Consider the following 14,365-nt stretch of genomic DNA (forward strand, 5'->3'; position numbering starts at 1 on the left):
TTGCTGCGTAGGGTGGATCATGGGCGTGAGCTTATTCCCGCCGCAGATCCAGCGTATAGGGGTAGTCCCGGTTGGGCGGCTCGACCGGCGGCGCCATCGGCCCCGGCGGATGGCCTTCGGGGTGGAAACCGCCGAGGGAGATACTCGCCGGCGGTGGGCGCAGCGGGCCCTGGGTGTGGCCCATGGCGCTGAAGCGGGTGATGCGCCGGCCTTCGGCTTCGTAGGCGTTGACCGGGAAAGTCTCGTAGCTGCGTCCGCCCGGGTGGGCGACGTGATAGGTGCAGCCGCCGACGGAGCGGCCGTTCCAGGTGTCGATGAGGTCGAACACCAGGGGCACGTGGACGCCAATGGTCGGATGCAGCGCCGAGGGCGGCTGCCAGGCGCGGTAGCGCACGCCGGCCACGGCCTCGTCCTTGGTGCCGGTGGCGCGCAGCGGCACGCGCCGGCCGTTGCAGGCGAGCACGTAGCGCTCGCCCGACAGGCCGCTGACGCGAACCTGCAGGCGCTCGACCGAGGAGTCGACGAAGCGCGCGGTGCCCTGCGCGCTGGCTTCTTCGCCAAGTACCGGCCAGGGCTCCAGCGCCATACGCAGTTCGATCTCGATGCCGCGCAGTTGCACGCGCCCAAGCACCGGGAAGCGGAATTCGACGAACGGAGCGAACCACTCGGCGGCGAAGGGGTAGCCGGCCTCACTCAGTTCGGCGCAGATGTCGCGCAGGTCTTCCTCGATGTAGTGCGGCAGCATCCAGCGGTCGTGCAGTTCGGTACCCCAGCGCACCAGGCGGCCGCGGTAGGGCGTGCGCCAGAAACGGGCCACCAGGGCGCGTATCAGCAGCAACTGCACCAGCGACATGCGTGCGTGCGGCGGCATTTCGAAGGCGCGGAATTCGACCAGGCCAAGCCGTCCGGTGGCGGAGTCGGGCGAGTAGAGTTTGTCGATGCAGAACTCGGCGCGATGGGTGTTGCCGGTGATGTCGACCAGCAGGTTGCGCAGCAGGCGGTCGATCAGCCAAGGGGCGGGTGTTTCGCCGGGAGGGATGCGCGACAGTGCGATCTCCAGTTCGTAGAGGTACTCGTCGCGGCCTTCGTCGGCGCGCGGCGCCTGGGAGGTGGGCCCGATGAACATCCCGGAGAAACAGTAGGACAGTGAGGGATGGTGCTGCCAGTAGGTGATCAGAGAGGCGAGCAGGTCGGGGCGGCGCAGGAACGGGCTGTCCTCGGGAGCGGCACCGCCGAGGGTGACGTGGTTGCCGCCGCCGGTGCCGGTGTGGCGGCCGTCGAGCATGAACTTTTCGGTGCCCAGGCGGGCCAGGCGAGCCTCTTCGTAGAGCCGTTCGGTGGTCTCGGCCAACTCTTCCCAATTCGAAGCCGGATGGATGTTGACCTCGATCACGCCGGGATCGGGAGTGACGGCGAAGCTCTTGAGACGCGGATCCCGGGGCGGCGTGTAGCCTTCGATGACGACCGGCAGCGCAAGCTCGGCGGCGGTGTTCTCGATCGCCGCGAGCAGTTCGGCGTAGTGTTCGAGATGGGTGAGCGGCGGCATGAACAGGTGCAGCCGCCCCGCGCGGGCCTCGATGCACAGCGCGGTATGGGGGATCTTGGCGAAACCGGGCTCGGTTTCGCAGGCGTCCGCACTGGGCGGCGCTTCGGGCAGTGCGGGTTTTGGTGATTCGACGTAGCGGGTGTAGCGCGTCTCGACCTCGCCGTGCAGGTCGGACGAGAGCGGTGGGCGTTGCTCGAAGCCGCTGCGTTCCGGGGTGATCTCGCGGTCTTTTTCGGCCGTCCAAGGCAGGCTGTCCAGCGGCAGGCGCAGTCCCATGGGCGAGGTGCCTGGGATCAGGTGCATGCTGCCGCGGCGGAACTGCCAGGGGCCGGTGCGCCAGGCGTTGCGCCGCCAGTCCCAGGCCAGCGGCAGGGCGTAGCCGACCGCTTGATCGAGACCGCGAGAGAGCGCGACGGCCAGCTCGGCACGCTGTTCAGGATGTTTCAGGTCTGCGGTCAGCCAGTCGACGTTGGACGGTTGGTTCGCCTCGTTCCAGAGGTGGTAGAGCGGATCCTCGAAGCCAGGGACCAGATTGCGTTCGCCATCCAGGCCGAGCCGTTTGGCGAGGCCGCTGGCGAAGGCGTGCGCCTGTCCGGCGCCGTGGCCATAGTCGCGGCAGTCGTCGGCGAGCAGTGCGGGATCGCGCCACAGCGGTGCGCCGTCGCGTCGCCAGTAACAGCTCAGCGCCCAACGCGGAAGCGCTTCGCCCGGGTACCACTTGCCCTGGCCGTAGTGTAGCAGTGGCGATTGGGCGAAGGCTGCGGCGAGGCGCTTGAACAGGTCTCCGGCACGCTCGCGCTTGTGTTCGCCCAGCGCCAGGGTGTTCCACTGCGCGCCGTCCATGTCGTCGACCGAGACGAAGGTGGGTTCTCCGCCCAACGTGAGGCGCACGTCGCCGGCGTCGAGATCGGCGTCGACCTTGCGTCCGAGCGCGAGTATGTCCGCCCAGGCGGCATCGTCGTACGGTTTGGTAACGCGCGGGTCCTCATGGATACGGGTCACTTCATTGACGAATTCGAATTCGACCTCGCAGTGGTCGGTGGCGCCGGCGATGGGCGCAGCGCTGGAGGGCTTGGGCGTGCAGGCCAGCGGAATGTGGCCTTCGCCGGCGAACAGGCCGGAGGTGGGATCGAGACCGACCCAGCCCGCGCCGGGCAGGTAGACCTCGGTCCAGGCGTGCAGGTCGGTGAAGTCGTGGGTGGTGCCCTCAGGGCCTTCCAGGGGTTTTTCGTCGGCCACCAACTGGACCAGATAGCCGGAAACGAAGCGGGCGGCCAGGCCCAGGTGGCGCAGGATCTGCACCAGCAGCCAGGCGCTGTCGCGGCACGAGCCGCGGCCGATCTCCAGCGATTCCTCGCAGCTCTGGATGCCCGGCTCCATGCGCACGATATAGCCGATGTCGCGTTGCAGCCGCTGGTTGATGGCAACCAGGAAGTCGACCGTCGGAGTCTCTTCCCGGTTTACCTCGCGCAGCCATTCCATCAGGCGTGGGCCGCTTTCGCGGATCTCGAAATAGGGGCGCAGTTCCGTGGCCAGTTCCGTGGCGTACTGAAACGGATAGTGTTCGGCCTCCGGTTCGAGGAAGAAGTCGAAGGGATTGATCGACACCAAGTCGGCGATCACTTCGACGTTCACCAGCAGTTCGCGAGTCGGCTCGGGGAAGGTCAGACGTGCGAGGTAGTTGCCGAAGGGATCCTGCTGCCAGTTGATGAAGTGCTCCGCAGGTTCGATCTTGAGCGAATAGGATTCGATCGGCGTGCGGGCGTGCGCGGCGGGGCGCAGGCGGATCACGTGGGGCGCCAGCCCTACCCTGCGGTCGAAGCGGTAGTGAGTCGTGTGACGGATCGCGACGCGGATTGCCATGACCAGCTGCCCCTTCCCTGTGTGATGAGCATCGTACAACCAAATGTAGGTTTCGTGCGCCGCAAGCTTAAGGGACAGCGCTATAGTAGTTGTTGGCAAAAGCCGTGCCCGGTCGGGTGAGGTTTATCTTCGGGGTTATGCGCGAAAATGGTGCGTCGATGTTCATGGCCTCGCGAGCCTGCCCGGCAATAGCGCGCCAATGCCCGGTGGATGTGCAAAATCGCGGTGGCATGGAGCATGCTGGTGATTCAGCACCGATCCGAAGGCGGACCGAAAACAGTCGGAGGAGTCCAGACAGCATGACCATCGAATGGGCGGCATATGAAGCCGGTGGTTTCTACGACGAACTGATCGATGCCGGTGGCGCCCCGCGGGCGGCAGCCGCAGCCTTGTGCCGTTATTTGGCCAAAATGGACGAGGCCGAACTGGCTGAGCACCGCGATGCCGCGGAACTCGCCATTCGCACCATGGGCATCACCTTCACCGTGTATTCCGAGGAGGAGGGCTCGATCGACCGGGCCTGGCCCTTCGACATCGTGCCCCGCATCATCCCCGGCGACGAATGGAAGCGCATCGAAGCCGGGCTCAAACAGCGCGTCAAGGCGCTGAATATGTTCATCGACGACGTCTATCACCGACAGCGCATCCTGAAGGACAAGATCGTCCCGCGCGAACTGATCGTCGACTCGCGCGACTTCCGCCCGCAGTGCGTCGGCGCCAAACCGCCGCTGGGCATATGGGCGCATATCTGCGGTACGGATCTGGTGCGCGACAAGGACGGTACCGCCTACGTCCTCGAGGACAATCTGCGCGTACCCTCCGGTGTCTCCTACATGCTGGAAAACCGTCAGATCATGAAGCGGGTGTTCCCGGAGCTGTTCGAGGAATCCGTGATCCTGCCGGTGGACGACTATCCGGCCCAACTCTACGACACCCTGGCCGCATTGTCGCGCCGGCGCACCCGGCGGCCCGAGGTGGTCGTGCTTACGCCGGGCATCTACAACTCGGCGTATTTCGAACACGCCTACCTGGCTCAGCAGATGGGGGCGGAACTGGTCGAGGGCTCCGATCTGGTCGTGGGCGACGACGACTGCGTCTACATGCGAACCATCGAGGGTCTGTCGCAGGTCGACGTGATCTATCGGCGCATCGACGACTCCTTTCTCGATCCAGAGGCGTTCAATTCGGATTCCGTGCTCGGCGTGCCCGGCCTCATGCGCGCCTGGCGCAAGGGCAAGGTCGGTCTCGCCAATGCCCCCGGTTCGGGGGTGGCCGACGACAAGGTCGTCTACACCTACGTGCCGGAGATGATCCGCTATTACTTGGACGAGGCGCCGATTCTGCCCAACGTGCCGTCCTGGCTGTGCGTGAACAAGGCCGACCGCGACCACGTGCTGGCCAATCTGGACAAACTGGTGGTCAAGCCGGCCAACGAGTCCGGCGGCTACGGTATGCTCATCGGCCCCGCGGCGACGCGCAAGGAACGCGAGGCCTTCGCCGCGCTGATCAAGAAGAATCCCCGCAACTACATGGCACAGCCCATGCTCAGCCTATCCACCGCGCCGACCCTGATCGATCGCAATATGGAACCGCGCCACCTGGATCTGCGCCCCTTCATTCTGTCCGGCCGCGACACCTACGTGACCACCGGGGGGCTCACGCGGGTGGCGCTGCGCAAGGGCTCGACGGTGGTGAACTCCTCGCAGGGAGGCGGCAGCAAAGACACGTGGGTCGTCGACCTGGGGGGGCTCTGACATGCTGTCGCGCGTCGCCGAACGGATCTACTGGATGGCCCGCTACGTGGAGCGTGCCGAAAACATCGCCCGCCTGATCAACGTCAATACCCTGATGCTGCTCGACCTGCCGCGCGGCGTGCCGCTGGGCTGGGAGGCGCTGATCGACATGACGGGCGCCAGCGAAGCGTTCGCTGAACATTACAACGGAGCGGTGGAGCGCAATGTGGTGCGTTTTCTGGTCGTCGACCAGCGTAACTCGGGCTCCCTGCTCAGTTCGCTCAAGAGCGCCCGCGAGAACGCCCGGACCATCCGCGACATCATTCCGCGCGAAGCCTGGGAACGCATCAACGAGCTGTATCTGCAGGCCACCGCGGAGCTGCCGGGGTCGTTGGCGCGCGGCAAACGCTACGAGGCGCTGATGTCGGTGATCGACGCCTCGCAGCAGCTGACCGGCATTCTCGCCGGCGCCATGCTGCACGACGCCGGCTACGATTTTCTGCGCCTCGGCCGCAACCTGGAGCGCGCCGACATGATCAGCCGCATCATCGACGTGCGTACGGCGGATGCGCTGCCGCCCGAATTCGCCGGCCTGACGCCGTTGCGCAGCCTGCGTTGGATGAGTCTGCTGCGTTCCCTGTCGGGTTATCAGGCCTATCGTCAGCAGGTGCAGACGGCGGTGCGCCGCGAGGACGTGCTGGAGTTCCTGTTCAAGAGCGAGCGTTTCCCACGCGCCATCCGGCATTGCGTGGGCGAGGTCAGCGCCGCTGTAGAGCGCCTGCCGCGCAGCGAGGAGGCTCATGAGCTTTGCCTGTCGCTGATGCGTCAGATCGACCGCGCCCGTGTGCGGCGTTTCGATGATGCCGCGGTGCACCGTTTTGTCGATCGTGTGCAGAAAAGCCTGGGGAAGGTACACGACATGATCGGTCAGACTTGGTTCCAGGTGGTGCCGCCGCAGGCCAAGCGGCGTCGGCGTATGGCGCGGGGGCGTGTTGCGGTGCAGGGTCGCTGAAGGTTCTTTTTGGGGCTCGATTTCGAGTGTGCGGTCTCTGCTGGCGATGTGGTGAAATCTGTTCCCATTGTTGGCGCTGATTCGCGCCCGAAACGAGCCTCGTCATCCATAAAATCAGGGTTGTTTGGAACTTGAACAGATGGCAGACAAACGCCGCTATTCCGAAGGCCGAATATTCCACCCGAGCAAAGTACGCCTGCCATGCCGTAGTCCGAGTAGTCCAATGGAACCGGAACTCAGATCAAGCCGCTCGCCGGCGGCGAGCGGCAACTCCATCCAGCGCACCGCCAGTGCACGCAGCAAGTGACCATGGGCGAAGGCCAGCACCGGTAAGCCGGGGGAGGAAAGTACCCGCTCGATGAGGCTGTCGAGTCTGCGGGCGACTTGCTCGGGTGTTTCGCCTTGTGGTCCTGCGCCGCCGTGTTTGAAGACCGACCAGTCGGGAACGCGCTCCTGGATCTGGGGTGTGGTCAGTCCCTCGTAGTCGCCGTAATCCCATTCACGCAACTCGTTGACTGTCTGCGCATGCGGGTAGCCGCAGGCTTCGGCGGTTTCCCGGGCGCGCCGCAGCGGGCTGGACCAGATCTGCGCCGGGTTCCGCGCCTGCAGCCAAGTGCGCAGAGTTTGGGCTTCGGCCAGGCCGCCGGCGGTCAGGCCGAGGTCGGTGTGAGACGTGTGCTGGCCAACTTCGCTCCATGCCGTAGCGCCATGGCGTACGACGATAAGATGGGGTTCGTACATGATTGGCTATGCTCCTCGGGATATCCGGCACTTTGGACCACGTGGCGGCGGCTGGGTTCGCCCGTGGTGTGGTCAAATGCCGGCCGCGAGGTTCTGCGGCAGAGAGTTTCGATGGGCGCAGACCGGGCATGCCGGATCGCGTCTGAGCCGGATCGAGCGCCATTCCATGCGCAGTGCATCGAGCAGCAGCAGGCGTCCGCAAAGGGGGTCGCCGATGCCTGAGAGAAGCTTGATGGCTTCGGTGGCCTGCGTTGTGCCGATCATCCCGACGACCGGCGCCAGGATGCCGTTGCGGCTGCAGGTTTCCTCCTCCTCCAGGTCGTCGGGGTACAGGCAGCGGTAGCAGGGGCTGTCCTCGCGACGCGGATCGAAGACCGTGACCTGGCCTTCGAAGCGGATGGCGGCTCCGGACACCAGCGGCGTGCCGGTTTCCATGCACAGTGAATTGAGGGCGAAGCGCGCGACGAAGTTGTCGGTGCAGTCGATGACGACGTCGGCCGCTTCGACGTACGGATGGAATTCGCGTGGCGACAGCAGTTCGTCGATGCACTCGACGTCGACATCGGGATTGATCGACTGCACCGCGGCGCCGGCGGAGATGGCCTTGGACTGCCCGATGGTGGCGGTGGTATGGGCGATCTGGCGCTGCAGGTTGGACAGATCGACGCTGTCGTAGTCGGCCAGCATGAGGGTGCCGACGCCGGCGGCGGCCAGGTACATGGACACCGGCGAGCCGAGTCCGCCCAGGCCGACGATGAGCGCCCGCGACTTGAGCAGGCGTTCCTGGCCAGCGTAGTCGAGCTGGGGGAGCATGAGCTGGCGGCTGTAGCGCAGCAATTGCTGGTCGTTCATGGGGTGCGTCCGGAATTTGGAGTTGTTCGCATGTCTGCTGAGTTTGAGTGTAGACCTTCGCTGATGCGCTCGCGGCCTTCCAGGTCTCGGTGGGTGCGGATGGCTTCGAATCCAGCGTTGCGCAGGAGGCCGTGCACCGCTTCGCCTTGCGTGTATCCGTGCTCGAGCAGCAGGTGTCCGCCTGGTCGCAGATGGTTGCGTGTGCAGTCGACGATGCGGCGCAGGTCATCCAGGCCGTCAGGGCCGGCGGTCAGGGCTTCTGTAGGCTCGTGCGGCAGATCGCCCTGGGCGAGGTGCGGGTCGTCTGTGGCGATATAAGGCGGGTTCGAGACGATCAGGTCGAAGTGTCCGGCGCCGAGCGCGCTGCACCAGTCCGCTTGCTGAAATTCGACGTTGCGCAGGTTCAGTCGTTCAGCGTTGCGCCGGGCGATGTCCAATGCGGTGGGCGAGCGATCGGTGGCGACGACCGTGCATAGTGGACGCTCACCGGCGATAGCCAAGGCGATGGCGCCGGAGCCGGTGCCGAGGTCGGCAACGCGTGCAGGCTGGTCCGCGGGAATGAGTTCCAGTGCGCGTTCGACCAGGGTTTCGGTGTCGGCGCGCGGGATCAGCACGCCGGGTGCGACCTCGATGTCCAGCGACCAGAACTCGCGTCGGCCGAGCACATAGGCCAGCGGCTCGCCGGCGGTGCGGCGTGCGAGCAGGGCCTCGAAAGCGTCCGTCTGATCCGCATCGAGCATGTGTTCGGGCCAGGCGCGCAGATAGGTGCGCGGTTTGTCGAGGACATGCGCGAGCAGTAGTTCCGCATCCAGCGCCGGCGAGTCGCAGACGCCGGCGAGGCGTTCGCGGGCCTCTGCGACCGCCGCGTCGATGCGCGAATCCTTCATGCCGGGCAGTTCATTCCAGGCCGAGCGCGGCGAGCTGATCGGCCTGGTGTTCGCTGATCAACGGTTCGATCAGTTCGTCGAGCTGGCCGGCCATGATTTCGTCGAGCTTGTACAGGGTGAGGTTGATGCGGTGGTCGGTGACGCGCCCCTGCGGGAAGTTGTAGGTGCGGATGCGCTCGGAGCGGTCGCCGCTGCCGACCAGGTTTTTGCGTGTGGCGGCCTGCTCGGCGGCCTGTTTGCTGCGTTCGGTTTCCAGCAGACGCGCGGCCAGCAAGCTCATGGCGCGGGCGCGGTTCTTGTGCTGCGAGCGTTCGTCCTGGCATTCGACCACGATGGGCCCTGCGATTCGGTGGCCGGCACGCGCTGCACGCGGTGTGCGCCGGATTCGAACTTGAGCCGGGAATAGACGCCCTGGCCGACCACGCGGGCGATCAGTTCCTTGTAGCCGCCGTGTTCGCCCTCGCTTTCGCTTAGGGTTTCGATGCGCCAGCCCTGCTGTTCGGCGTAGCGCGCGTACATGCGGAACAGGTCGCCGGCGAACAGGGCGGCCTCGTCGCCGCCGGTGCCGGCACGGATTTCCAGAAAGCAGTTGCGGGTGTCGTTGGGGTCGACCGGAATCAGATGGCGCTTGAGTTCGGCTTCCAGCGTTTCGGTGCGTGCTTCGGCGGCGTCGATTTCCTCGCGCGCCAGCTCGCGCAGTTCGGCATCGCCTTCATCGAGCATGCCCTGCGCGGTGGCGAGGTCCTCGCGTGCGCTGCGGTAGCGGCCGTAGTCCGCGACCAGCGGTTCGAGCTGGGAGTATTCGATGGACAGTCGGCGGAAGCGTTCCTGCTCGCCGATGACCTCGGGTTCGGCGAGCAGGGCGGAGATTTCGGCATGGCGTTCGACCAGTGCCTGAAGCTTGTTTTCGATGGAGGATTTCACGGTTTGTGCGGGTCGCGGGGCAGATGCAGCAGCTCGTGGGCGGCGGCGATGAGTTCGGGGCGGCCCTCGCGGGCGGCATGGTCGAGCGCGGAGGTCGGCTCGTGGATGAGCTTGTTGGTCAGCGTCTCGGCCAGGAAGGCGAGCACTTCCTCGGGCGGGCGGCCCTGGGCGAGCTGGCGCTGTGCCTTGTGTAGCACGTCGTCGCGGGTTCTTTCGGCGCGGTCCCGATAGCTGCGGATGAGGTTGACCACGTCCTGCGATCGCAGCCAGCCCATGAAGTGTTCGGTCTGGGCGGCGACGATTTCCTCGGCCTGTTCAGCGGCTTCGCGTCGCGAGGCGATGTTGTCGGCAACGACCTCTTCGAGATCGTCCAACGTGTAGAGGTAGACGTCGTCGAGGCTGCCGACTTCGGCCTCGATGTCGCGTGGCACGGCCAGGTCGACCATGAACATGGGGCGGTGCTTGCGCTGGCGGATGGCGCGCTCGACCGCGCCTTTGCCGAGGATCGGCAGCGGGCTGGCAGTAGAGGCGATGACGATGTCGGCCTGGTGCAGGACCTGGGGAATGTCCGGCAGCGCTATGGCCTTCGCGTCGATCTCGGCGGCCAGTCGTGCGGCGCGCTCGGGCGTGCGGTTGGCGACCACGGCCTCGCGCAGGCCGTTGCCGCGCAGGTGGCGCGCGGCCAGCTCGATGGTTTCGCCCGCGCCGATCAACAGCGCTCGCTGCTCGCTGAGGTCGCCGAAGATCTGCCGGGCCAGGCTGACCGCGGCGAACGCCACGGATACGGCGCTGCTGCCGATTTCGGTGTCGGTACGCACATGCTTTGCGACCGCGAAGGCATGCTGGAACAGTCGGCGCAGATGCTTGCCCAATGTGCCGTGTTCGTCTGCGGTGCTGTAGGCCGTCTTGAGCTGACCGAGGATCTGCGGTTCGCCGAGTACCAGCGAGTCCAGGCCACTGGCAACGCGGATGGCGTGTTTCACCGCTGCCGCGTCGGCGTGCTGGTAGAGATAGGGCCGCAGGCTTTGGCTATCGAACTGATGGTAACCGCCGAGCCACTCGACGATCCCCTCGTCGGCCGCCGCCTCGTGCAGGTTGCAGTAGAGTTCGGTGCGGTTGCAGGTGGACAGGATTGCCGCTTCGTGCAGGCCCGGCAACTCGATGAGTTGGTGCAGGGCTGTGTTGATCTGCTCCGGGGCAAAAACCACTTTTTCTCGAACGTCGAGTGGAGCGGTCTTGTGGTTGATCCCGATAGTGACGAGCGGCATGGTCGCGGGGTGTTGGATCGAACAAGAAATTTTGCGCGATGGGGCCGGTATTTACAAGCGCGCTGGACGGGTACCGCGGGCCGGCGGCAAATCCGCTCCGATTGGGCCTGATAAGATGTATGCTCGCGCTTCGGCAGTCGCGAGGTCTAGACGGATCTGGAGAATGTGATGAAAGCAGGGGTGGAACGGTTGGGGGGCCAGGCGGGCGAGCAGCGTCGCTGGGGGCGCGCTGTTCGCGGCGGCGGTTTGGTCGGCGTGTCCTTGTGCGGCATGTTGTTGCTCGGCGGGTGCGCCAGTCTGACAGGCGCGGGTGGCACGACGTTGCGGGAAGATGCGCCCAAGGTTTCCACGAGCAAGATCCATCTGACTGCGCGCAATCGCGCTATCTATGACGTGCTGGCAGGCGAATTGGCGGGCCAGGCGGGTGACCCGAAGCAGGCGCTGGCTTACTACCTCAAGGCCCTGCATGAGGCGCCGGAACCCGAGCTGGCACGGCGCGTCATCGACATTGCGACCTATCTGGGTGAGAACGATACGGCGCTGGAGGCGGCGCGCCGCTGGGTCGAACTGGAAGCGAATAGCGTGGATGCGCAGCGTGCCGCCGGTGTGATCGAGGCGCGTGCGGGTCATCCGTTACGCGCCACCGCGCATCTGCGCCGGTTCGTCGTGCTCAGCGGCAAGCCGTACGGTAACAGCCTGGTGCTGTGCGGGGCTTTGCTGAGTCAGGGCGTGGACCGCGAGGTGGCACTGCAGACCATGCGGGCGCTGGCCAGTGATTTTCCGCGCGAAGCCTATGCACATTACGCGCTCGGCACCCTCGCCCTGCATCTGGATGATAATGCCCAGGCGCTTGCTTCCGCCGATCGGGCGCTGAAGCTCAAGCCGAACTTCAAGGAAGCGTTGATTCTCAAGGCCCAGGCGCAGATGGGGATGAATCAGCCCCATCGGGCCTTGCGGACCCTGCAGGATGCATTGGGCAAGGATCGCGGTGACGTCGGCCTGCAGCTTGCTTATGCGCGCTTGCTGGTGCAGCTCAAACGTTACGACGCTGCGCGCGAGCAGTTCCGCGCGCTGCTCAAGCATCATCCCGACAACGCCAACGTGCTCTATACGCTTGGTCTGCTGGACTATCAGCTTGGCCGCGATGCAGAGGCGCGGAGCTATCTGCAACGTCTGCTGCGCACAGGCGAGCACTCGGCCGCCGCCGAGTATTTAGACCCGGTTCACCACCTTTTCAATACAAAAATAATTTGGTTAATCCAGGAAATTCCAGTTTTGCACAAAACAGCTATGGGCGTCTACAACGAGGCACTGAACCATTACCCGGGTAACCAGAGACTGCTGTACGCGCGTGCTCTGCTGGCGGACAAGCTGGGCAATCTAGGACAGACAGAGGCCGACTTGGGCTATATCGTCCAACATCATCCGGACAACGCAATGGCGCTCAATGCTCTGGGTTACACGCTGGCGGATCAGACGACCCGTTATCAGGAGGCGCTGGGGTATATCCAACGTGCACTGGCGCTGCGCCCGGATGACCCGGCGATACTCGACAGCATGGGGTGGGTGCAGTACCGCCTTAAGCACTACGAGGCAGCCTTGCGTTATTTGCGCCGGGCCTACGAAACCTTCAAGGACCCGGAGGTCGCGGCGCATCTGGTCGAGGTGCTGTTCGCCAGCGACAAGCGTGCCGAAGCGCTCAAGACGCTGGATGCCGCGCTCAAGGCACATCCCGGTGACACCAAACTGGAGCAACTCAAGAAACGTTTCGTGCCATGACGAACTCTGGCGCCGTCATCGTCATGAGGAATGGGTGCATGCGCTTCGTTCCTTCGCTCGCGGCGGTGCTGCTGGCCGCGCTGCTGGGCGGCTGTGCAGGTATGTCCTTGAATCCGGCGCAGCAGGATGCCGCATGGCAGCGCCATGCCGCGTGGGTGCGCGCTCAGTACGACTGGCGTCTGACCGGGCGTTTCGCGCTGAAGATCGGCCATCGGGGCTGGACTGCGTCGCTGCGCTGGCGTGAGCAGGACGGTGACTATCGTATTGATGTCTTCGACCCTCTGGGGCGTACTGTGGCTCAGCTGGACGGCGGCCCGCAGCGAGTTACCTTGCGCGCCGATGGTTCGGCACCGCGCCAGGCGGGTTCGGCGGCGGCGCTGATGCAAGCGGAACTGGGCTGGAGTCTGCCGGTGGCTGGGCTGCGTTACTGGGTGCGGGGCGTGCCCGCGCCGGGAGCGCGGCCCGCGCGGATGCAATTCGACGGCAGCGGACGGCTGGCCGTTCTGGTCCAGAACAATTGGGAAATCAGCTATCTCGACTACAACAACGCGCTTGGTGCGGATGCGCTGCCGACGCGCATCCGCTTGGTCAACGGCGATGTGCGGTTGACGTTGCTGATCGACCGCTGGGGTGCGATGGAATGACCGAGGCGCCCTGGCCGGCGCCGGCCAAGCTCAATCTGTTCCTGCATATCGTTGGCCGTCGAGCCGATGGCTACCATTTGCTGCAGACGGTGTTCCAGTTTGTCGATCATGGCGACGAACTGCGTTTCGAATCCCTGCCGAACGGCGCTGTGCGCCGGGACGGGGGAGCTTCGCAGGTGCCGGAGGGCGATGATCTGTGCGTGCGCGCAGCGCTGCGCCTGCAACAGGCAGCGGGGTTGCGAGAAGGGGTTCGCATTCATCTGGACAAGCGCCTGCCGATGGGCGGTGGCCTGGGGGGCGGCAGTTCCGACGCGGCCACCACCCTGGTCGCGCTGAATCGGCTTTGGGGGGCGGGGTTGAGCGATAATGAACTGGCCGATCTCGGTCTCGAGCTTGGCGCTGACGTGCCGGTTTTCGTCCGCGGCCGGGCGGCTTGGGCCGAAGGCGTCGGGGAGAGGCTGCAGGCGTTCGATGCGTTGCCCGAGCCGTGGTATGTGGTGCTCTGCCCGCCGGTGCACGTTGCCACCGCGGAATTGTTCGCCCATCCGAAATTGACACGGGCTTGCCCGCCGCTCAAAATACGCGCCTTTCTGTCGGGCGAGGGTGGCAACGTCTTCGAGCCGGTGGTGCGGGAATGTTACCCGGTGATCGGGGAAGCACTTGATTTTCTGGGACGTTTTTCGACCGCGCGCTTGACCGGAACGGGGGCGTGCGTTTTCGCGGCCTTTCCGGACGCCGATGCGGCGCGCCGGGCGTTGGCGCTGGCTGCATGGCCGGGTTTTGTGGCGAAAGGCACCAACCGTTCTTCTTTGCTGGGGCGTTTGGCGGCGTAGAGATGTAGTCGTGATCTCCGCCGTATGGGATTGGCAGGCTGCTGTTGTCGCTCAGGCGGGGACGGGAGCAAGGAGGAATCTGGCGGAAAAGCGCAGTTTGCGGGATGTGAATGAGCACAGGATCCCGATGGTGACGCGCTTCGCGCCGCGTGAGTGGAATTTAAACGGCCTGCTAGGCCGTCGCCAGGGGTGGACCCCGAAGGGGCGAGGCGCAGTACGGGCCGAGTAACCGTGGTGGCCCGCTGTGCGACAGCGCAGCCGGCGTGGACGGTGCGCCCCGGCC

10 protein-coding genes and 1 pseudogene are annotated in these 14,365 nt (G+C 65.3%); 5 read left to right on the forward strand and 6 right to left on the reverse strand.

What is annotated here, in order from left to right:
- Nucleotides 1-31 precede the first annotated feature (31 nt).
- Nucleotides 32-3,409, reverse strand: coding sequence for a transglutaminase family protein (locus P8014_RS08155; protein WP_337816820.1), 3,378 nt, complete (start codon nt 3,407-3,409; stop codon nt 32-34).
- 299 nt (nt 3,410-3,708) lie between these two features.
- Between P8014_RS08155 and P8014_RS08160 the strand changes: the two genes are divergently transcribed.
- Nucleotides 3,709-5,163: a circularly permuted type 2 ATP-grasp protein gene (locus P8014_RS08160; protein WP_337816821.1), complete on the forward strand. Its 1,455-nt coding sequence runs from the start codon at nt 3,709-3,711 to the stop codon at nt 5,161-5,163.
- A 1-nt stretch (nt 5,164) separates the two neighbouring features.
- On the forward strand, nt 5,165-6,154 hold the full coding sequence (locus P8014_RS08165; RefSeq protein WP_337816822.1) for an alpha-E domain-containing protein: 990 nt from the start codon (nt 5,165-5,167) through the stop codon (nt 6,152-6,154).
- A gap of 156 nt (nt 6,155-6,310) precedes the next feature.
- Here the strand turns inward: P8014_RS08165 and P8014_RS08170 are convergent, their stop codons facing one another.
- The 5 genes and pseudogenes from P8014_RS08170 to hemA form a co-directional block, all read right to left on the reverse strand.
- The gene (locus tag P8014_RS08170; RefSeq protein ID WP_337816823.1) at nt 6,311-6,895 is read right to left on the reverse strand and encodes a histidine phosphatase family protein; all 585 of its coding nucleotides are present in this window, start codon (nt 6,893-6,895) and stop codon (nt 6,311-6,313) included.
- A gap of 72 nt (nt 6,896-6,967) precedes the next feature.
- A complete protein-coding gene (locus P8014_RS08175) occupies nt 6,968-7,747 on the reverse strand; it encodes a molybdopterin-synthase adenylyltransferase MoeB (protein WP_337816824.1) in 780 nt (259 codons plus the stop codon).
- On the reverse strand, nt 7,744-8,634 hold the full coding sequence (gene prmC / locus P8014_RS08180; RefSeq protein WP_337816825.1) for a peptide chain release factor N(5)-glutamine methyltransferase: 891 nt from the start codon (nt 8,632-8,634) through the stop codon (nt 7,744-7,746). The genes P8014_RS08175 and prmC overlap by 4 nt, the downstream gene beginning before the upstream one ends.
- Before the next feature lie 10 nt (nt 8,635-8,644).
- Nucleotides 8,645-9,558, reverse strand: a pseudogene (locus P8014_RS08185) (peptide chain release factor 1).
- On the reverse strand, nt 9,555-10,826 hold the full coding sequence (gene hemA, locus P8014_RS08190; RefSeq protein WP_337816826.1) for a glutamyl-tRNA reductase: 1,272 nt from the start codon (nt 10,824-10,826) through the stop codon (nt 9,555-9,557). The pseudogene P8014_RS08185 and the gene hemA overlap by 4 nt, the downstream one beginning before the upstream one ends.
- Nucleotides 10,827-10,994: 168 nt before the next feature.
- Here hemA and P8014_RS08195 point away from each other — a divergent pair, with 168 nt between their 5' ends.
- From P8014_RS08195 to ispE, 3 genes are read left to right on the forward strand one after another with little or no spacing between them, the layout of a single operon-like run.
- Nucleotides 10,995-12,605 (forward strand): tetratricopeptide repeat protein, encoded by a 1,611-nt coding sequence (locus P8014_RS08195; protein ID WP_337816827.1) that lies wholly within the window; start codon nt 10,995-10,997, stop codon nt 12,603-12,605.
- 38 nt (nt 12,606-12,643) lie between these two features.
- On the forward strand, nt 12,644-13,249 hold the full coding sequence (gene lolB / locus P8014_RS08200; protein ID WP_337816828.1) for a lipoprotein insertase outer membrane protein LolB: 606 nt from the start codon (nt 12,644-12,646) through the stop codon (nt 13,247-13,249).
- Nucleotides 13,246-14,082 (forward strand): 4-(cytidine 5'-diphospho)-2-C-methyl-D-erythritol kinase, encoded by an 837-nt coding sequence (ispE, locus tag P8014_RS08205; protein ID WP_337816829.1) that lies wholly within the window; start codon nt 13,246-13,248, stop codon nt 14,080-14,082. The genes lolB and ispE overlap by 4 nt, the downstream gene beginning before the upstream one ends.
- Nucleotides 14,083-14,365 lie beyond the last annotated feature (283 nt).

Origin of the sequence: Acidihalobacter sp. (assembly GCF_037381185.1) — a bacterium.
Classification (GTDB): domain Bacteria; phylum Pseudomonadota; class Gammaproteobacteria; order DSM-5130; family Acidihalobacteraceae; genus Acidihalobacter_A.

Coding starts and splice junctions, on each gene's coding strand:
- P8014_RS08155 (WP_337816820.1), bottom strand. CDS start 3,409: ATGGCAATCCGCGTCGCGATCCGTCACACGACTCACTACCGCTTCGAC.
- P8014_RS08160 (WP_337816821.1), top strand. CDS start 3,709: ATGACCATCGAATGGGCGGCATATGAAGCCGGTGGTTTCTACGACGAA.
- P8014_RS08165 (WP_337816822.1), top strand. CDS start 5,165: ATGCTGTCGCGCGTCGCCGAACGGATCTACTGGATGGCCCGCTACGTG.
- P8014_RS08170 (WP_337816823.1), bottom strand. CDS start 6,895: ATGTACGAACCCCATCTTATCGTCGTACGCCATGGCGCTACGGCATGG.
- P8014_RS08175 (WP_337816824.1), bottom strand. CDS start 7,747: ATGAACGACCAGCAATTGCTGCGCTACAGCCGCCAGCTCATGCTCCCC.
- prmC (WP_337816825.1), bottom strand. CDS start 8,634: ATGAAGGATTCGCGCATCGACGCGGCGGTCGCAGAGGCCCGCGAACGC.
- hemA (WP_337816826.1), bottom strand. CDS start 10,826: ATGCCGCTCGTCACTATCGGGATCAACCACAAGACCGCTCCACTCGAC.
- P8014_RS08195 (WP_337816827.1), top strand. CDS start 10,995: ATGAAAGCAGGGGTGGAACGGTTGGGGGGCCAGGCGGGCGAGCAGCGT.
- lolB (WP_337816828.1), top strand. CDS start 12,644: ATGCGCTTCGTTCCTTCGCTCGCGGCGGTGCTGCTGGCCGCGCTGCTG.
- ispE (WP_337816829.1), top strand. CDS start 13,246: ATGACCGAGGCGCCCTGGCCGGCGCCGGCCAAGCTCAATCTGTTCCTG.